This window comes from Pseudomonas putida (assembly GCF_009883635.2).
In the GTDB taxonomy this organism is placed as follows: domain Bacteria; phylum Pseudomonadota; class Gammaproteobacteria; order Pseudomonadales; family Pseudomonadaceae; genus Aquipseudomonas; species Aquipseudomonas putida_W.
The window spans coordinates 1,450,549-1,467,729 of sequence record NZ_CP026115.2; the positions used below are offsets into that span (position 1 = coordinate 1,450,549).

The 17,181-nt window shown below is 60.4% G+C and carries 19 protein-coding genes and 1 other RNA gene; 7 read left to right on the forward strand and 13 right to left on the reverse strand.

All coding sequences use genetic code 11. From position 1 onward, the window contains the following. Positions 1-17: 17 nt before the first annotated feature. The 12 genes from C2H86_RS06655 to C2H86_RS06710 form a co-directional block, all read right to left on the reverse strand. Positions 18-422, reverse strand: coding sequence for a hypothetical protein (locus C2H86_RS06655; RefSeq protein ID WP_159411930.1), 405 nt, complete (start codon positions 420-422; stop codon positions 18-20). Between the two features lie 5 nt (positions 423-427). Next, an RNA gene (locus C2H86_RS06660) (hammerhead ribozyme type II) lies at positions 428-500 on the reverse strand. Continuing rightward, entirely contained in the window at positions 499-732 is a 234-nt protein-coding gene (locus tag C2H86_RS06665) for a hypothetical protein (RefSeq protein ID WP_159411931.1), read from the reverse strand. The genes C2H86_RS06660 and C2H86_RS06665 overlap by 2 nt, the downstream gene beginning before the upstream one ends. A 38-nt stretch (positions 733-770) precedes the next feature. Further along, a complete protein-coding gene (locus C2H86_RS06670) occupies positions 771-1,415 on the reverse strand; it encodes a DUF3164 family protein (RefSeq protein ID WP_159411932.1) in 645 nt (214 codons plus the stop codon). Continuing rightward, positions 1,412-1,888: a hypothetical protein gene (locus C2H86_RS06675; protein ID WP_159411933.1), complete on the reverse strand. Its 477-nt coding sequence runs from the start codon at positions 1,886-1,888 to the stop codon at positions 1,412-1,414. Before C2H86_RS06675 ends, C2H86_RS06670 begins: the two co-directional genes overlap by 4 nt. Further along, complete coding sequence (locus C2H86_RS06680) at positions 1,881-2,378, reverse strand: hypothetical protein (protein ID WP_159411934.1); 498 nt, start codon at positions 2,376-2,378, stop codon at positions 1,881-1,883. Before C2H86_RS06680 ends, C2H86_RS06675 begins: the two co-directional genes overlap by 8 nt. After that, positions 2,378-2,836 carry a hypothetical protein gene (locus C2H86_RS06685; protein ID WP_159411935.1) on the reverse strand — a complete coding sequence of 153 codons (459 nt, stop codon included), beginning with the start codon at positions 2,834-2,836 and terminating at the stop codon, positions 2,378-2,380. The genes C2H86_RS06680 and C2H86_RS06685 overlap by 1 nt, the downstream gene beginning before the upstream one ends. Continuing rightward, positions 2,820-3,197 (reverse strand): hypothetical protein, encoded by a 378-nt coding sequence (locus C2H86_RS06690; protein WP_159411936.1) that lies wholly within the window; start codon positions 3,195-3,197, stop codon positions 2,820-2,822. Before C2H86_RS06690 ends, C2H86_RS06685 begins: the two co-directional genes overlap by 17 nt. Beyond that, on the reverse strand, positions 3,194-3,970 hold the full coding sequence (locus C2H86_RS06695) for a hypothetical protein (protein WP_159411937.1): 777 nt from the start codon (positions 3,968-3,970) through the stop codon (positions 3,194-3,196). Before C2H86_RS06695 ends, C2H86_RS06690 begins: the two co-directional genes overlap by 4 nt. Further along, on the reverse strand, positions 3,970-4,692 hold the full coding sequence (locus C2H86_RS06700; protein WP_070094971.1) for an AAA family ATPase: 723 nt from the start codon (positions 4,690-4,692) through the stop codon (positions 3,970-3,972). The genes C2H86_RS06695 and C2H86_RS06700 overlap by 1 nt, the downstream gene beginning before the upstream one ends. A gap of 62 nt (positions 4,693-4,754) precedes the next feature. Continuing rightward, positions 4,755-6,863, reverse strand: coding sequence for a DNA-binding protein (locus C2H86_RS06705; RefSeq protein ID WP_197884289.1), 2,109 nt, complete (start codon positions 6,861-6,863; stop codon positions 4,755-4,757). Continuing rightward, the gene (locus C2H86_RS06710) at positions 6,829-7,197 is read right to left on the reverse strand and encodes a helix-turn-helix domain-containing protein (protein ID WP_159411938.1); all 369 of its coding nucleotides are present in this window, start codon (positions 7,195-7,197) and stop codon (positions 6,829-6,831) included. Before C2H86_RS06710 ends, C2H86_RS06705 begins: the two co-directional genes overlap by 35 nt. A gap of 187 nt (positions 7,198-7,384) precedes the next feature. On the opposite strand from C2H86_RS06710, the gene C2H86_RS06715 reads away from it, so the two are divergent. From C2H86_RS06715 to C2H86_RS06740, 6 genes are all read left to right on the forward strand, one after another. Then, positions 7,385-8,089 carry a S24 family peptidase gene (locus C2H86_RS06715; RefSeq protein WP_159411939.1) on the forward strand — a complete coding sequence of 235 codons (705 nt, stop codon included), beginning with the start codon at positions 7,385-7,387 and terminating at the stop codon, positions 8,087-8,089. A 290-nt stretch (positions 8,090-8,379) separates the two neighbouring features. Next, positions 8,380-8,892 (forward strand): RNA polymerase sigma factor, encoded by a 513-nt coding sequence (locus tag C2H86_RS06720; protein ID WP_085673511.1) that lies wholly within the window; start codon positions 8,380-8,382, stop codon positions 8,890-8,892. 90 nt (positions 8,893-8,982) lie between these two features. After that, on the forward strand, positions 8,983-9,945 hold the full coding sequence (locus C2H86_RS06725; protein ID WP_159411940.1) for a FecR family protein: 963 nt from the start codon (positions 8,983-8,985) through the stop codon (positions 9,943-9,945). 125 nt (positions 9,946-10,070) lie between these two features. Beyond that, positions 10,071-12,656: a TonB-dependent receptor gene (locus tag C2H86_RS06730; RefSeq protein ID WP_159411941.1), complete on the forward strand. Its 2,586-nt coding sequence runs from the start codon at positions 10,071-10,073 to the stop codon at positions 12,654-12,656. Between the two features lie 197 nt (positions 12,657-12,853). Continuing rightward, complete coding sequence (locus C2H86_RS06735) at positions 12,854-13,447, forward strand: biliverdin-producing heme oxygenase (protein WP_159411942.1); 594 nt, start codon at positions 12,854-12,856, stop codon at positions 13,445-13,447. A 53-nt stretch (positions 13,448-13,500) separates the two neighbouring features. Then, the gene (locus C2H86_RS06740; RefSeq protein ID WP_159411943.1) at positions 13,501-13,914 is read left to right on the forward strand and encodes a YbaN family protein; all 414 of its coding nucleotides are present in this window, start codon (positions 13,501-13,503) and stop codon (positions 13,912-13,914) included. On the opposite strand, the gene arcD (C2H86_RS06745) is transcribed toward C2H86_RS06740, so the two are convergent. Continuing rightward, positions 13,894-15,321: an arginine-ornithine antiporter gene (gene arcD, locus C2H86_RS06745; protein ID WP_159411944.1), complete on the reverse strand. Its 1,428-nt coding sequence runs from the start codon at positions 15,319-15,321 to the stop codon at positions 13,894-13,896. The genes C2H86_RS06740 and arcD (C2H86_RS06745) overlap by 21 nt on opposite strands. A gap of 431 nt (positions 15,322-15,752) precedes the next feature. Here arcD (C2H86_RS06745) and arcD (C2H86_RS06750) point away from each other — a divergent pair, with 431 nt between their 5' ends. Next, positions 15,753-17,180: an arginine-ornithine antiporter gene (gene arcD, locus C2H86_RS06750; protein ID WP_159411945.1), complete on the forward strand. Its 1,428-nt coding sequence runs from the start codon at positions 15,753-15,755 to the stop codon at positions 17,178-17,180. Position 17,181: the final 1 nt, after the last annotated feature.

Consider the following 17,181-nt stretch of genomic DNA (forward strand, 5'->3'; position numbering starts at 1 on the left):
CTATCGCGTGTCGCCGCTCAGTGCAGGCGCTCGATGCTGGTGTTGTTGGCTTCCAGGTGCTTCTTCAGCGCGTTGAAGTTCGACCAGTCCCAGGTGACGCTGGTGATTGTCTTGCTGGCCAGCTCATCAGCCCGCTTCTTGCCAGCTGTCTTGCGATACAGCGCGATCTCGGCACCCGAGAACATCTTTTTGGTGCTGCGGCGGTAGAAGCGGCGAGCCTCTTCGTGCTCTGGTTGATCACCCTCCATCCGCAGCCATTCGTATTTCCGCGAGTCGTTGACGAAGACCGCAGTGCACCAACTACGCGATTTGGCATTGGTGTACTGCATCAGCTCGACGCGGAACCCGTCACACATCAAGGTCATCTGCCCATAGGGCTGGTCCATCTGGTCTCGCAATTCATCCCAGTCGTACTTCTGCATGCTTTCCTCGGCTGCTCGTCAGTACCCGGCCACCATGGCGGGCAGACCAACCCCGGCTGGGCCGGGGCGGTTTCGCTTAGTGGATGGTTGGCTTGAACAGCAGCAACTCGCGGTAGGCCTGGCATACCTCGCAATCGCAACCTGGTGTTGCCGATACGATTGGCACCGGGATGCGGTCGAGCAGTTTTGCGCCCTTCATCATGGCGCCCACAACGCGCCCGGCTGCGGTGCCGTGCATCTCGGCGTGGTTATCAACGCTGATGGATACGCCGGTTTCGTTGTCTTCTACGGTGATCTGGATCTTGGCCATGCTTACTACTCACAGAAATTTGGGTGGTCAGAGGAGAATCAGTGCAGGGTTGGGGTGGCGGCGCCAAGCGCAGCGCTCGCGATGTCAAGCGGGATCGGCACGTACTGCTCCGACTCGCCGATACGCTGGTACACGCGGATGTAGCTTTTCGAGCCGACCACCTGGACGGCATCGCCGATAGCTTCCATGGCGCGCTGCCACCGGGCATCGGTGATGTCCATGCGGCGCAGGGCAAGGACTCGGCCGGTGCTGATCTCGCCTTGCTTGTCAGCACGGAAGGCCTCGTTGACGATGGCGCGCACCTCGGACCGGGCGTCCTGCGTCCATTCGGTCAGGCACTCATCAATCAAGGCGCGGGCGGCCTGCAGACGCTCGTCAAAGCGGATGTTGTCCTGGGCGGCTTGCACAACCTTGAATTGGCCGTCGAACGACATCAGCGTGATGTTGCCTTTCTTGCCACCAAGCTTGGCGTTGTACTGCTCCGCAGACATGTCGACGAAGGCTTTGATGTCGCCGAAAGCATCGGCCTTGAACGCGGCGAGCGTGTCCGACACCACCTTTGCCTTGGCCACTAGCTCCAGCACCAGGTCGTTGCGCGCCATGTCGATTGGCTTCACCAACTCCAGCGGCACCAGGTGGCCTTTAGCGTCTTTCAAAAAACCTTCGGGAACGTTGTTAGTCACTGTTGTTGCTCCATGTTCATTGGTTCGGTGCCTTGCAGCTTTGTGGCGACTCGCCCTGCCTGCTGCCTGGTGTATTCGATCTGTGTGCCCGTTTTCAGCGAAGTGACCGTCTGGGCACGCACTCGGCCCTTGAGGGCGTCAACAATGTCCTTGAGGGATGCTTGCCCCCTCTCGACTTGGGCCTGACTGCGCTCCGGCCTGGGCAACATCAGTGGTTGCTTGCGAGGCTTCAAATCGCGCAGGAACCGCGCTGGCGATGGCCACCTCTCGCAGCTGGCAAACAGCGACTCGAATGTCTGCCTGATGCGTTCCGCGTCTTCCTGCTCGTCCCACTGGCGGTTCTTCGTGAGTGCTACCAGCCAGATATCGAGGGTCATGGCCACCGCGTCTGCGGGCGGGGCACCGTCCAGGCGCAGCGTGACCAACCCCTGGAACCCCGCGACGATGGCTCGTTTAAACCACTTCTCAGTCATCCATTTGCTCCTGAAGCGCGGCCAGCGCCGCGACTGTCTGGCTCTGTTGGCGGCTCGGGAGGCGCTGCTGATGGCGCACCTCCGGTGCCAAAACCGGCGCTACGGCCTGCGCCTGACCCTGGTACTGGCTCATTACCTGGTACAACCAACCGTGGCCCTTGAGCGGCGTCACCAGCCGCCCAGCCTCGCGAGCCGCCAACGCCTGGTCGATTGCCCATGCCCAGCACTCAGGCGGGGCTTCGAAGACCTGACCGCTGCGCTCGATGCGCTGGGCCTGGACATCTGGCAGCAGCTCGGCGAGCAGCTTGGCCACGCGATCCATCGTCAGCTCGCGGGTTTCAGGACGGAACAGCCCCAGGTATCGCACCAGGGCGTGACCGAGCGAGCCGGAAAGCTTGAAGGCAACGCCCAGTGCGTCGCGGGCGCCGTCGTGTGCGATCAGCGCGTCAAGCGAGAGGGTTGTCCCGCAGTTCGGGCAACGAGTACGCATCAGTGCACCCCCGGCAGAGTCGGGATTTCGCGAGCACGGAAGTAGCTGGCAAATACCGCCTTGCCCCCGAGTGGGTGGCCAGCGCGCCATTTCATCAGCGCATCAAGCTGGGTGAGTTCGGGCATCTGCAGGTGGTAGGCCTGCAGCTCGGAAAGCAGCGCCTTAATGCGCTCCTCTCCGAACTGCGCAGCCACCGTGACCGGTGCGTGCCTGACCCCGTTCCAGCAATATGCCTCGATCATCCAAGGCGTTTCCTGTGAGCCAGTAGCCATCACTGGTGATTCATCCACTACGGAACTAACGGTTGGTTTGTTAATCTGTTCGAATGCCAATTTTTTGCCCGAACTTTCACCGAGCTTAAAAAAAGTTCCCAGCACACTTGCCTTAGCCAGAGCCCGAGCAAGAGTCGCGGTGAAACCTACGCGCTTACGTTCTTCATCTTTAGTGCACAGAGTCATTTCGGCCTCCAGAGCAATTCGGGTTAAAAGGGCACTGCTGGCAAGTACGCCAGTGCTGCATGGCGTGTGGGTTATGAGTAGGTGCCGGGCGCTGATAGAAGCCCTGGCACTGCTCAACCGTCAGTGACTCACCAGTAGCAACGCACTCGATACGGCCAAGAACTTCCATCACTCGGCGCTCTACGCCTGCGGTAGTTGGGCTTGGATACTTGTTTTCGAGCACCAGACTTACCGCTGTGCGGCTCATCTTGATACGGGTCGCGGCATGCGTGCGGCTGGTGGCCGTCACTTCCTTTGCCAGGAGCCGCACGAACAGCGGCGGCTCTTCTCCCCAGGCCGAAAGATTCACTGCCCGTTTCATTGCAGGCCTCCCGACTCCCCAGTGGAAGCCAGTTCAAGTTGAGTGCGCTGCACCAGGTCGGCAGGTGGCTTGCCCGCTGTGCCACTTTGAGCCAGCTCCAGCCACTCGCTGAGCAAGTCCCGAGTGCGCAGCAAGGCGACCCCAGGTTCTACTAGGCTGCGATCAGCGCCATACGAACCGGTCGTTCTGGCATAAACCAGCTTGCTCAAGTTCGGGTCGTAAACTTGGAGCGAGTCGAGCTTTCGAATTTCTGGCGGACGAGGCCCCGTGTACTTGCCTGGAACGAGCCGGTAGACCTCCGGCGTCGTAACATCGAACTCGGTTTTTTCCAGGTAACCTGCTTCTGTTAACGCATTGAGGTACTGGCGGACCTTAATAACGGTCAACGATGCCTCACCTGATGATGCCGCCTGTGCAACACTTTCAGCAGTGAGGTTGCCATTCAGAATGCGAATGGTGCGCCAGATATTCTCGGTAGCGAGGTGAGCATAAGTGCGCTCACCCCGGCCGTTGACTCGCGGATGATCAACCCCTTCGTCCTTCACAAGCGAGTAGACGCGACCAACTTTTCCGGCTGGCGTCTCGACTACTTTGATAATTCCTGCCTTCACCAGCGCCTTGAAATAACGATTGATATCGTCGGGCATTTGACCGCTGCGACGGGCAATATCATTGATAGAGAAAGCGAGGCTAAGGACTCGCACAGACTCCCAGATGCGCTGCCGAGGTTCCTTGGTTCCAGTCACAACCAAATGCGCTTTACGTCCGGCCATCAGACAGCCCTCCGGCTAGGCGCATCGCCTGTGAACCAGTCGCGCTTCCCCCAAGCATCCAGATCAATTGAATCTAACATCGCCGCAGATGCTTCCGATTGAATGCGATGCAGATTCACTACTACTCGCCGCAGGCATCCTTTTGTTACTTTCCTGAGTTCTTCCAGGAGATCATCACCAAAGGAGATTTCCGGATAGCTAGCTTTGGCAAGATTCTTGATGTCTTCAATTGATGCTGCCTGCGCTGGCACCCACTCAAGTACACGGTTGTGGAGCCGCTCCAGTCGTTGAAGTGACGAGGGCACTCGCTCTTCGCCAATAAGGACGATGGTTCCTTCGCTGGCGTTATAAATGTCGGTCAGGACGTTGGCCACAGCCTTGTCCAAGAGATACTGAACATCATCTACGATCAGCGGCCGGCCAGAAGTGGACAGCTGGACTGCGATTTGATCCACCATTTCAGAAAGGGTGCGCCCTGGCAGTACAGTCATTTCCCTCAAGATCGCGGACAGAAAGGCTTTTTTGCTCCAAGTGTCGCGGCACTCGGTGTAATAGCAGCGATGCTGGCTAGCTGCGAATGCGGCCGCAAGGCTTTTGCCGTAGCCGCTTGGGCCATACATAGCAACGAGGCCTGGCAGATTCGAAGGTCGATTTTTGGCCCGGCTCATAGCGCCCGAAAGCAAGCCGACATTTGTCAATGGAACGATTTTGGTTACACTCACTGTGCTTCTCCTGTTGTCTGGCGTGTTGGCGCACGCCGACTTCTTCCTGATAGGGGCTCTTGTCAGCCCGCTTGCTGTTGAAATACTTCTTTCATCGCAACGAAGTCTGGGTGGCTTGGATAACGCTCATACCACTTGGCTTCGTCTGCGGTGAGTTCCTCTCCAGCGGCTTTCCGCTCATCCAATTTTTCCCAAAGCCGATATCTCGCGACGTCATTTTTGGGTACATCGAATTTCGGCGTCTGCTGCTCAATTGCCACCGCATACTCGCGTGCTGCCGCTAGGGTTTCACTCGGCAGGTTTGCGGACGGTGAAATCGACGGAGCGATCATTTCTACTTTGTGCCCGGTTAGCGTCTCGATCTTGCCGATAGCGCGGTTGAACTGCCCTTGCTGTCGCTTCTCCCGAGCTGCTTCCAACATCGTCCGAGGCATGTAGTCGGAACTATTGCCGTCGAGCATTGCCGGACCGATCAGTTCGCCATCTAACGTGTACGCCCAGACCTGGCTAGCATCTCTAACGTTGTAGGCAACCCGTATTTCTTGTCCGTGCAAGTTCTCCAGATCCCTCATGAAATAGAGGCTCCCGTTCCAGGAGATCTCACCTCGGCGAGTAGTCCTCACCACCTGCGGCCGCATCAGAGACTCAACCAGCTCTGACGGAGCGACCATGGGTTCCCAACCACTTTCAATCGCAGCATTCCAAGCTTCATCCGGGCTCATATGTCGTAAGGCCCCTGTTTCAGGGTCGCGAATCTTTTCCAGTCCTCTGTGTGGTGTGCTGTTGTAGTGAGCAATCTCATGCTCAACACCAGCCATGAACACGCCAAATTCTGGTAGCACTCTCGACTTTCCGTGATGCTTCAACTCTTTCCGGCTGATCTTGTGCATTTTTGTGCCGGCGTGTTTATCCATGTCAGCCCCGATATACGAAGTGAGCTTCTTCGCAGCGCGGACCCAGATAGTTTGGTGACCACGCTCCGATAATCCGCGAGCTTGGCTGTTATATGGCAGCGAGTGCTGCATTGTTCCGCCCAATCGATCTACTACTTCTCGAACAGTGTCGTTATCGAAGCCTGAACCGTTGTCCACGTAGAAAATCGCGAACATGCATTTCTGGACTGCATCACGAAGCGCATCGAGCACACCGAATGCAGACTCGGCCTCACCCACGGATATCCCGACTACACGACGCGTAGCCACATCCAGGACCGTTGTAATCTCTGGTCTGTAGGGTTTTCCGGTAATCGGGTTCACTACTTCGGCATCAAACTTGTGGCCGTCCGCCGTGTACACCTCGCCTGGGGCGATGTTCGCCGTTGAGCGACGATTAAACGCCTGAAGCGATTTCAACTCTTGCGGCCCCATTCGCCCTACATTCAGGGCGTCTGGTGACAGCTTTTTCAGAAATCGTGTCACTGCGTGAATACTTGGCAGCGTCTTCGTCCAAGTCGCGGCAAACTCGGTGTAGCTCGCTGCCACGCTAGGCTTTGTGGGCCTCTGATAGCAGCGAAGGAAAGCAGGAGCCCATTCTGGTATCTCCAGGCTCGCTTTCTGACGCATAGGGGCCAGCGCGGCTTCGTCTTGTCCTGCGGCACGCCACACAGCCAGCCAGCGCTTCAGCGTGCGTTCCGACAGACCACGCTCGGCAGTTTTCCGGTCGTTCGCAAGCTGCACTCGTTGCTGGAGGTAGGGCGAGAGATGGCCATCCTGAGCATGCTTAACCAGCGTCGCTATCGCGGTTTTCTGCGAGACGACCGCTGACATCCTCTCGATCTCGCGAACGAAAGCTAGCCGCGCTGCCATCACAGCCTTCTGTCGGTCAGTCAGCTTTGCCGAAGAGCGCGCAGGCTTCGTCTCGACCTTGCCCGAAGCAAGTGCTGGCTTAGCCTCGACTTTGACCACCAGCGCATTAACGGCTTGCGGAGCCTCCTGAGTGTCTTCTCCCGCCTCAGATATGGCATGCGACAGCAAAGCAGATTGAGTCTCTGCTGGGAGGTCGGAGTAGGCGTATTCGATGGCTTTCGTGCCGTTGCGCTTTTGAGAGGCCCAGTTTTCACGGATAGCCACTTTGCGCACTCCTGGAACAGTGCCTGGTAGGCCTGGGAGCCCGGCCAGCTCCTGAGCTGTTAACCAATTACGCATCGTCGTTTCCTCGATGATGCTGGTCATCCCGCTCAGCTGGTTTATTGTTACCTTTCGAACTTTCTCCGGTATCCTTATCGGTTGGCGAGACATTGCTCTCGGCGCGATTGGGGCGGAGTCGAAGGGGGGTGCCATCGGCATTCCAGCGCTCTGGCCAGATCTGGCCAGGAAGCATGCCCAACGCGTTTGCGATATCACGCTCAACACGCGGGTAAGCACGACGTTTGGCGTTACGGAAGGCGCTTTCGTTAAGGTCCGCATCGCGAGCAAGGTCTGCGATTGAGGTGCCTCGGATGCGCAGCTGGTACTTTACCCATTCCCAGCGGCTATCCAGATCCAGCGGAATATTGTGACTGTCCATGATAAGGGTTATTCCCGAATTAGGGGTGATTACCCGGCCCGCTAACGGCCGGTTTCGAACAATATAACCCCGTATACGGGAAGCAGTAAACCGTATTTGGGAGTTTTTATTGCGCATTTCGGATGGGCGGCGCTCGATCAACGACAAAACCCAATGAAATCAGTGACTTAGACGAGAATAGAAACCGTTGAGCGATGACCCTAAAAAAGTTTCTTTAGCGGATACGGGAATAGAAACCCGGATTGCGGCTGTCGCGAACCTTTACGAGACCCGAAAACAGGCTGCGCTGACTGCCGGAGTAGCCATGTCCTCGCTCTCACGTTGGATCGCAGGCGAAGGAATGCCCGCATTTGACTCTCTGGCCGCTCTAGCAGCGGCGCGTGGCGTTTCTTTGGATTGGATCGCAACAGGCAAGGGAGAGATGTGCCTGGCTGATACTGAGACCCCTGAGGGCGTCCGCAGCGCGTCAGCTGCGGATTACGCATACATCCCGCTCTATGACGCCTATATAAGCCAAGGCCATGGCGCTTGGAACGAGGGCGCACGAGTATTGGCAATGCTTGCCTTTACTCGTTATAGCCTCAGGAAGAAAGGGCTGGAGCCCAAGCAGCTAGCCGCTGTCAGGGTCGATGGGGATTCAAATGAGCCTGAGCTGAGCGAGGGCGATACCGTCATGGTCGATTTGAGTCGCAACCATTTTCAGGGCGAGGCTTTCTATGTGATCCGTCTGAATGACTTGCTCTATGCGAAGCGTCTACAACGGGAGTTTGACGGCAGCATGTCGGTGATTAGCGCCAACTCGGCCTATCACCCTGTGCGCATCCCTGTTGAGCGCCTGGATAGCCTGGAGATCGTCGGTCGTGTTGTATGGGCGGGTGGCTGGATGATTTAATCCAGAGGGCCAAAGAGGGCGCCAAAATCGAGCGATTGGCGCCTTTCCCTCGGTTTCTATCTTAGCGGCTCTTTGGCCCTGCTTTGGCACCGTTTCTTTTCTTATGGCCCAATGAATCCGGGCTTTTCCACTTTCTTCCCGCTTCTTCCCGCCCTTTTCCTCCTTGTGCCAAACAGAACACCTCCTCACATCCCTACAGACAATCTTTACCTTTTCCTAACAATTCCAGGCTTGACCTGACCACAAGATGATAAGCATTATCATTAACCTTTCGTCGGCCAGGTCACCCCGTGAGTCAGTCCCGGTTCAACTCCGTCTTCCTCGTCCAGCGCCTTTCCCTGCTGCGCACCCTGCAACGCATGGTGGGCAACCCCAGCACCGCCGAGGACCTGTTGCAGGAAACCTACCTGCGGGTGTCCCGCGCCTTGGGCGAGCGGCCCATCGAACACCTCGAACCCTTCGTGTTCCAGACCGCCCGCAACCTCGCCCTGGACCACCTGCGCACGCGGCGGGTGCAGTCGCGCATGCTGGTCGACGATGTGCCCGACGAGGTGCTGCACAATGTCGCATCCCCGCTGGGCAGCAGCGAGGACGCCGCCCACGCCGAGCAACTGCTCAAGCACCTGAGCGTCAGCCTCAACCAGCTGACCGAGCGCCAGCAGCGCATCTTCATCCTCAGTCGCCTGCACGGCGCCAGCTACCTGGAAATTGCCGAGCAGCTGCAGGTCTCGGCCAGCACGGTACAGAAGGAACTGAAACTGATCATGGCCATCTGCATGGGCGTGGCCGACCGTCTCAAATGAGCCGACCGCAGGCGTGCCGAATGCGGCATGGCGCTTGCCATGCTTCGCCCAAGCCTTGATCATTCGCAAAAATACCTGCAAGGACCCACCGTGACCGACAGCCCCGTCACTCGCCCGCCAGCCACCGGGCCCGACGCCCGCGCCCGTGCGCTGGACGAGGCGCTGGACTGGCTCGTGCGCCTGCAGTGCGCCAGCGAAGCCGACACCCTCGCCTTCGAGCAATGGCTCAGCGCAGCCCCGGAAAACGCCGAGGCCTATGTCGAGGCTGAAGCCTTGTGGAACGGCGCGCCGCTGCGCCAGGCCGCCATGCACATGCACCAGCACCAGCGACACTCGCTGCGCGGACGCGTGCGCGCGCACTGGAAGCCACTGGCGACTGCCGCCGTGCTGCTGGTCGGGCTGTTCACCTTCGGCAACCTGCCGGTGCGCCTGCAGGCCGACCACCTGACCGTGGTCGGTGAACGCCAGCGCCTGGAGCTGGATGACGGCGCCAAGGTCCTGCTCAACACCAATTCCGCCTTCGCCAGCGACCAACAGGGTGGCCGCCAGGTCGCACGCCTGCTGCAAGGCGAGGCGTACTTCCAGGTGCCCGGTGGCGCCCAGTTGCCGCTGGAAGTGCAGGCAGGCCCCGTGCGTGCACAGGTACGCGATACCGATTTTGCCGTGCGCTACCTCGACGGCGAGGCACAGGTTCGCGTGCAGCGCGGCGACGTCGACCTGCAGGGAGCCCGCGACCAGCGCATTCGCCTCAGTGCCGGCGACAGCATCAGTGTCGGCCCACAGGGCTTCGGCCAGCGCCAGCGCCCGGACATGCACAAGGACCTGGCCTGGGTCGATGGCCGCCTGGTGTTCGAGAATTGCCCGTTGAGCCAGGTGCTGGCCGAAGTGCGGCGCTATTACCCCGGCTGGATCATCAACCGCAACGACCACCTCGGCGACATGGCGGTGACCGGCAACTACCGCCTCGATCAGCCGCTGGAAACCCTGCGCGCCCTGGCCCACATCACATCGGCGCAGCTGCACGAATTCCCCGCCGTGGTGATCATCAACTGAGTTGAAAGTTTTTTTACGCGATCGCGTCACCCCGCCCGTCTCGTTATAGCCAATGCAACTGATTCTTGTTTGAAAACAAGAACGGTCATCACCTATAACAGTTCGCGCGTCAGGGAGCGCTTTCGATGTCCACAGGTCCATCTCGCCCGTCCACCCGTCCCCGCCGTACCGGTCAGCTGTCGCTGCTGACACTGGCTTTGCTCGCCAGCGGTGCCTGCAGCCTGCCGGCGCTGGCCGCCGAACCGGCCCAGGCCAGCAGCCCGCGCATGGGCGACTACCGCTTCAGCATCGCCCAGCAGCCGCTGGTCGAAGCGATCAATGCCTTCAGCAAGGTCACTGGTTGGCAGGTCGGCTTCAGCGCCGAATTGGCCGACGGCGTGGCATCGCCGGGTGTACAGGGTTCGCTGGCGCCGGAAGCCGCACTCAAGCGCCTGCTCCAGGGCACCGGCCTGGGCTTCCGCAAGATCAGCAACGGCAACGTGGTGCTCGAACGCCAGTCGGCGGGCAACGTCATCGCCCTGCAGCAGATGACCGTCAGCGCCACCCGTAGCGCCCAGGACGTGAGCCAGGTGCCGAGCACCGTGAGCGTGCAGACCCGCGAACAACTGGACCGGCAGAACGTCAACAACATCCAGGAACTGGTGCGTTACGAACCCGGTGTGTCGGTAGGGGGCACCGGCCAGCGCAGTGGCCTGAACGGCTACAACATCCGCGGCATCGACGGTGAGCGTGTGCTCACCCAGGTTGACGGCGTGTCGGTCCCCGACAGCTTCTTCTACGGCCCCTACGCCCAGACCCAGCGCAACTACGTCGACCCTGAGATCGTCAAGCGCGTGGAGATCCTCCGCGGCCCGGCTTCGGTGCTGTACGGCAGCAACGCCATCGGCGGCGCGGTGAGCTACTTCACCCTCGACCCGGACGACATCATCAAGCCTGGCAAGGACGTCGGCGCACGCCTGAAGACTGGCTACAGCTCGGCTGATGAAAGCTGGCTGACCTCGGCTACCGTGGCTGGCCGCACTGGCGATTTCGACGGCCTGCTGCACCTGAGCCAGCGCAACGGCCACGAGACCGAATCCTACGGTAGCCATGGTGGCACCGGCCTGTCGCGCACCGAGGCCAACCCGGAAGACGTGCGCACTACCAACGTCTTGGCCAAGCTCGGCTGGAACTACGCCGACGATGCCCGCCTGGGGTTGACCTACGAGCGTTACAAGGATGACCGCGACCAGAACATCCTCAGCGCCGTCGGTGGCCCGTTCACCAACGGCACCGGCCTGGGCATGTACCGCAGCCGCACCGGCAACGACACCGTGACTCGCGAGCGCTTTGGCATCAACCATGAGTTCGGCCTGGATTCGCTGGTCGCAGACCACGTGAAATGGAGCCTGAACTACCAGATCGCCAAGACCGACCAGAGCACCGAGGAAGTCTACTTCCCGTTCAGCCGCACCGTGCTGCGCACCCGCGACACCACCTACAAGGACCGCCAGTGGGTGTTCGACGCCCAGCTGGACAAGGCCTTCAGCGTCGGTGCCACCGACCACCTGCTGACCTACGGCACCACCCTCAAGCACGAGAAGGTCACCGGCTCGCGCAGCGGCACCGGCACCTGCCTGGCAGTCGGTGGCGCCTGCCGCGCCATCGGCCAGGTCAGCACCAGCGATGCCCAGGCGCTGGTCAGCGACTTCCCGGACCCGACCGTGAACACCTACAGCCTGTTCGTCCAGGATGAAATCCGCTGGAACAACTGGACCTTCATGCCCGGCGCCCGCTACGACTACACGCGCATGGAACCGAAATTCACCGACGAGTTCCTGCGTGGCATCCAGGGCTCAGGCACCGCCCCAAGCAGCCTCGACGACTCGGACAAGAAGTGGCACCGCGTCTCGCCCAAGTTCGGCCTGACCTATGCCTTCAACGACAACTACACCTGGTACGGCCAGTACGCCGAAGGCTTCCGCACCCCGACGGCCAAGTCGATGTACGGGCGTTTTGAAAACCCGACCCTGGGCTACAGCGTGCAGGGCAACCCCGGCCTCGAACCGGAAAAGAGCAAGAGCTACGAAACCGGCCTGCGCGGCAACTTTGACGCTGGCAACTTCGACGTGGCGGTGTTCTACAACAAGTACCGCGACTTCATCGACGAAGACGCCGTGCAGTCGGCCAACCTGGAAACCACGTTCCAGGCCAACAACATCAAGCACGCCACCATCAAGGGTGCCGAGATCAAGGGCCGCCTGAATCTCGACCACTTCGGTGCGCCGCAGGGCCTGTACACCCAGGGCTCGATTGCATATGCCCATGGCCGCAACGATGACAACGGCCAGCCGCTGAACAGCGTCAACCCGCTGACCGGCGTGTTCGGCCTGGGTTACGAGCAGCCGAACTATGGCGGCCTGCTGAGCTGGACCCTGGTCAAGCGCAAGACCCGCGTCGACGACACCACGTTCTTCGCGCCGGACGGCCAGAGCTCGCAGTTCCGCACCCCGGGTTACGGCGTGCTGGACCTGAGCGGCTTCTACAAGGTGACCGACGACGTCACTGTCAACGCCGGGTTGTACAACCTGACCGACAAGAAATACTGGCAGTGGGATTCGGTGCGTGGCTACGACGGCCAAGGTGAAGCGGGCGTGACCCAGCCGGCCAACCTCGACCGCCTGACCATGCCGGGGCGCAACTTCGCCGTCAATGTGGTGTGGGATATCTGACAGCAGGTCTGGCCTCTTCGCGGGACAAGTCGGATCGCCGCACCGCCGCTCCTACAGGTGAATCGCAAACCTGTGTAGGAGCGGGCTTGCCCCGCGAAAGGGCCGGTACAGGCAACACAAAAACCCAGTTTTTTTACTGTTCCCGCCCCGCTGTTTCGTCTTGTCACTAGACGCCCTCATTTACCAAGGACACACCCATGACCGACCGCCCAGCCCTGCGCTCGCAACGCCTGAACCAGGCCACCCACGCTCCGCACAGCGAGCTCGACGCCCTGGTCAAATCCCACGCGCCATTCGACAGCCGCGAAAGCTTCGCCCGCTTCGTCGTCGCCCAATACCTGTTCCAGGCCGAACTGCAGGCCTTGTACAACGACCCAAAACTGATCGCCATCGTCCCCGACCTGGCCGAGCGCTGCCGCGCAGAACAGGCCCGCCTGGACCTCGCCGACCTGAACACCGAAGTTCCGGCCGCCGTGCCCGGTGCCCTGCACAATCCGACCCTGGGTGAAGCCATGGGCTGGATCTTCGTCTCGGAAGGCTCCAAACTTGGCGCTGCGTTTCTGATCAAGCGTGCCGTGGCCCTGGAACTGTCCGACAGTTTCGGTGCCCGCCACCTCGGCGAGCCGGCCGGTGGCCGTGCCGAAGGCTGGAAGCAGTTCACCCGTATCCTCGATGGCCTCGAGCTGTCGCCCGAGGAAGACGCCGCCGCCGAGCGTGCAGCGGTTGCCGCCTTCGAGCGCTTCACCGAACTGCTCAAGCATGCCTACGCCGCCGATGCCGCGCTGGCCTGAGACGCATCAACCGGCCGCCTCTCCGGTGGCCGGACGTTTTTTGCAGTGAGACCATGACCCAACCCGCCCGCTCGAAACTATCCCGCCTGCTGTATGGCATCCTGGCTTACGTAAGCCTGGGGATAGGCCTGGTCGCCATCGTCATCCCTGGCCTGCCGACCACCGAGTTCATCCTGCTGGCTGCCTGGGCCGCCACGCGCAGTTCGCCGCGCCTGTCCGCCTGGCTGGAGAACCATCGCCTGTTCGGGCCGATCCTGTACAACTGGCGCAACGGCAAGGTGATCCAGCGTCGCGCCAAAGTCAGCGCCACCGTCAGCATGCTGCTGTGTGCATGCCTGATGCTGGTCTTCCTCGAGCACCACTGGCCGGTGTTTCTCGCGATTGCCGGCATGACCCTGGGCAACCTGTGGATCTGGTCGCGCCCCGAGCAGCCCTGCCCCGCTGCCTCACAAGCTCAACAGCCCTGAATACAGCAGGTAGGCAGCCAGTGCCGCCCCCGCCAGCACTGCCGCGAAAATCAGCTTCTCCCAGGTGGTGAACAGCGTCTGCCCTTGCTCGTGCTTGGCCCGGGCAAAGAGGATCACCCCTGGGGCATAGAGCAGTGCCGACAGCAGCAGGTACTTGAGGCCGCCCGCGTACAGCAGCCACACCGCATACAGCAGCGCCAGCGCGGCCACCAGCAGGTCCTTGCGCCGCAACCCCGCCTGCCCTTCGTAACTTTCCCCGCGCCAGGCCAGCAGCACGGCATAGGCCGCCGACCACAGGTAGGGCACCAGGATCATCGACGATGCCAGGTAGATCAGGCTGGTGTAGGTGCCCTCAGAAACCAGGGTGATCAGCAGGAAGCCCTGGATCATGCAGTTGGTCAACCACAGGGCATTGGCCGGCACGTGGTTGGCGTTCTCCTTGGCCAGGAAGCGCGGCATGGTCTTGTCGCGCGCTGTGGCATAGAGGATCTCGGCACACAACAGTGCCCACGAGAGCAAGGCGCCCAGCAACGAGACCGCCAGGCCAATGCTGATCAGCAAGGCCCCCCAAGGGCCGACGATATGCTCCAGCACCGAGGCCAGCGACGGGTTCTGCAACCCGGCCAGCTCCGGCTGGGTCATCACCCCTAGCGACAGCACGTTGACCAGCACCAGCAGCGCCAGCACGCCGAGAAAACCGATCACCGTGGCCTTGCCGACATCGGAGCGGCGCTGCGCCCGCCCGGAATACACACTCGCGCCCTCGATACCGATGAACACGAACACCGTGACCAGCATCATGTTGCGCACCTGGTCCAGCACATTGCCGAACTGCGGGTTGCTCAGGCCCCAGATATCACGGGTGAAGATGTCGGCACGAAAGGCAAAGGCGGCGATGACCACGAAGATCAGCAATGGCACCACCTTGGCCACGGTGGTCACCTGGTTGATGAACGCCGCTTCCTTGATGCCACGCAGCACCAGGAAGTGCACCGCCCACAACAGCAACGAGGCGCAGCCGATGGCAATGGGCGTGTTGCCTTCGCCAAACACCGGGAAGTAGAAGCCCAGGGTACTGAACAGCAGCACGAAATAGCCGACGTTGCCCAACCAGGCGCTGATCCAGTAACCCCAAGCGGAGGAGAAGCCCATGTACTCGCCGAAACCAGCCTTGGCGTAGGCGTATACCCCCGAGTCCAGCTCGGGCTTGCGGTTGGCCAGGGTCTGGAACACGAAGGCCAGTGCCAGCATGCCGACCGCCGTGATCGCCCAGCCGATCAGCACAGCACCGACATCGGCACGGGCTGCCATGTTCTGCGGCAGCGAGAAGATGCCACCACCAATCATCGAGCCCACCACCAGGGCAATCAGTGCACCCAGTCGCAGCTTTTGTCCCGGTTCGCTCATGGGCTTCCTTTTTTCCGTGCTGTCATGTGTTTGCAACAGCCATGGTCGCCATATAAATGCTGTTACTTATATGGCCAAAGTCATTAAACCTATAGCACTAATAACCATAATGTCTATCGCCATATCCCTGTAAAAAGTAGCAGCTGCCAAGCAACTAGAAAAGAATCTGATAAAACTCGAAATTCTTGTGAAAAATTTGCGAACGCGGCAAAAACGGCTAGCTTCAGAAGTCGCAGGCCAAACGGAGCGTTTGCTCTAGAAGGACATGGAGATGCCAGCGCACAGGGCCTGCAGCTGAGCAGTCGGCACTCTCCAGGAGTCGCGTGTAGGAGATTTCCTACCTCGCATCGCCAAGCACTGACCTAAGTCAGGTCTTGGCCCAGGCGTCAGATTTATTCTGTCGTCAACTTTCTCCTGGCAGGAGTTGTTAAATGTCTGATTCATCCGGAAAACTAAAACTCGGCGCATTAGTTGCACTCGTAGTCGGTTCGATGATTGGCGGCGGGATCTTCTCGCTGCCGCAAAACATGGCCGCCAGTGCAGGGGTTGGTGCGGTATTGATTGGCTGGGCGATCACTGCGGTCGGCATGCTGACTCTGGCGTTCGTGTTCCAGACCCTGGCCAACCGCAAGCCTGACCTGGACGGCGGCGTATACGCCTACGCCAAGGCCGGCTTCGGCGACTACATGGGCTTTTCTTCAGCCTGGGGCTACTGGATCAGTGCCTGGCTGGGCAACGTCGGCTACTTCGTGCTGCTGTTCAGCACCCTCGGTTACTTCTTCCCGATCTTTGGTGAAGGCAACACCCCGGCAGCCATCATCGGTGCCTCGGTGCTGCTCTGGGCGGTGCACTTCCTGGTACTGCGTGGCATCAAGGAAGCGGCATTCATCAACCTGGTCACCACCGTGGCCAAGGTCGTGCCGCTGGTGCTGTTCGCCTTGATCTGCCTGTTCGCCTTCAAGCTCGACATCTTCACCGCCGACATCTGGGCGGTGGGCACGCCAGACCTGGGCAGCGTGATGAACCAGGTGCGCAACATGATGCTGGTCACCGTTTGGGTGTTCATCGGCATCGAGGGCGCGAGCATCTTCTCGTCCCGGGCGGAAAAACGCTCCGACGTGGGCAAGGCCACGGTCATCGGCTTCGTCACCGTGCTGCTGTTCCTGGTACTGGTCAACGTGCTGTCGCTGGGCATCATGACCCAACCGGAACTGGCCAAGCTGCAGAACCCGTCGATGGCCGCCGTGCTCGAGCACGTGGTCGGTCACTGGGGCGCGGTGCTGATCAGCGTCGGCCTGATCATCTCGCTGCTCGGGGCCCTGCTGTCGTGGGTGCTGCTGTGCGCCGAGATCATGTTCGCCGCCGCCAAGGACCACACCATGCCGGAGTTCCTGCGCCGCGAGAACGCCAACCAGGTGCCGGCCAACGCTCTGTGGCTGACCAACGCCATGGTGCAGATCTTCCTGGTCATCACCCTGTTCTCCAGCAGTACCTACCTGTCGCTGATCTACCTCGCCACCTCGATGATCCTGGTGCCTTACCTGTGGTCGGCTGGCTATGCCTTCCTGCTGGCACTGCGCAGCGAAACCTACGAGCAGGCCCTTGCCGAGCGGCAGAAGGACCTGATCATCGGCGGCATCGCGCTGATATACGCCATCTGGCTGCTGTATGCCGGCGGCGTGAAATACCTGCTGCTCTCGGCCCTGCTCTATGCCCCTGGCGTGATCCTGTTCGCCAAGGCCAAGCGTGAAGTAGGCCAACCGATCTTCACCAACGTGGAAAAACTGATCTTCGCAGCCGTGGTCATCGGCGCCCTGGTGGCAGCCTTCGGCCTGTATGACGGCTTCCTGACCCTTTGAC

What these genes read in the sequence shown, in the direction of transcription:
- C2H86_RS06665 (WP_159411931.1), bottom strand. Translation starts at nt 732, where the DNA reads ATGGCCAAGATCCAGATCACCGTAGAAGACAACGAAACCGGCGTATCC.
- C2H86_RS06680 (WP_159411934.1), bottom strand. Translation starts at nt 2,378, where the DNA reads ATGCGTACTCGTTGCCCGAACTGCGGGACAACCCTCTCGCTTGACGCG.
- C2H86_RS06710 (WP_159411938.1), bottom strand. Translation starts at nt 7,197, where the DNA reads ATGGACAGTCACAATATTCCGCTGGATCTGGATAGCCGCTGGGAATGG.
- C2H86_RS06735 (WP_159411942.1), top strand. Translation starts at nt 12,854, where the DNA reads ATGACCGACCGCCCAGCCCTGCGCTCGCAACGCCTGAACCAGGCCACC.
- C2H86_RS06690 (WP_159411936.1), bottom strand. Translation starts at nt 3,197, where the DNA reads ATGAAACGGGCAGTGAATCTTTCGGCCTGGGGAGAAGAGCCGCCGCTG.
- C2H86_RS06705 (WP_197884289.1), bottom strand. Translation starts at nt 6,863, where the DNA reads ATGACCAGCATCATCGAGGAAACGACGATGCGTAATTGGTTAACAGCT.
- arcD (WP_159411945.1), top strand. Translation starts at nt 15,753, where the DNA reads ATGTCTGATTCATCCGGAAAACTAAAACTCGGCGCATTAGTTGCACTC.
- C2H86_RS06685 (WP_159411935.1), bottom strand. Translation starts at nt 2,836, where the DNA reads ATGACTCTGTGCACTAAAGATGAAGAACGTAAGCGCGTAGGTTTCACC.
- C2H86_RS06695 (WP_159411937.1), bottom strand. Translation starts at nt 3,970, where the DNA reads ATGGCCGGACGTAAAGCGCATTTGGTTGTGACTGGAACCAAGGAACCT.
- C2H86_RS06675 (WP_159411933.1), bottom strand. Translation starts at nt 1,888, where the DNA reads ATGACTGAGAAGTGGTTTAAACGAGCCATCGTCGCGGGGTTCCAGGGG.
- C2H86_RS06730 (WP_159411941.1), top strand. Translation starts at nt 10,071, where the DNA reads ATGTCCACAGGTCCATCTCGCCCGTCCACCCGTCCCCGCCGTACCGGT.
- C2H86_RS06655 (WP_159411930.1), bottom strand. Translation starts at nt 422, where the DNA reads ATGCAGAAGTACGACTGGGATGAATTGCGAGACCAGATGGACCAGCCC.
- C2H86_RS06740 (WP_159411943.1), top strand. Translation starts at nt 13,501, where the DNA reads ATGACCCAACCCGCCCGCTCGAAACTATCCCGCCTGCTGTATGGCATC.
- arcD (WP_159411944.1), bottom strand. Translation starts at nt 15,321, where the DNA reads ATGAGCGAACCGGGACAAAAGCTGCGACTGGGTGCACTGATTGCCCTG.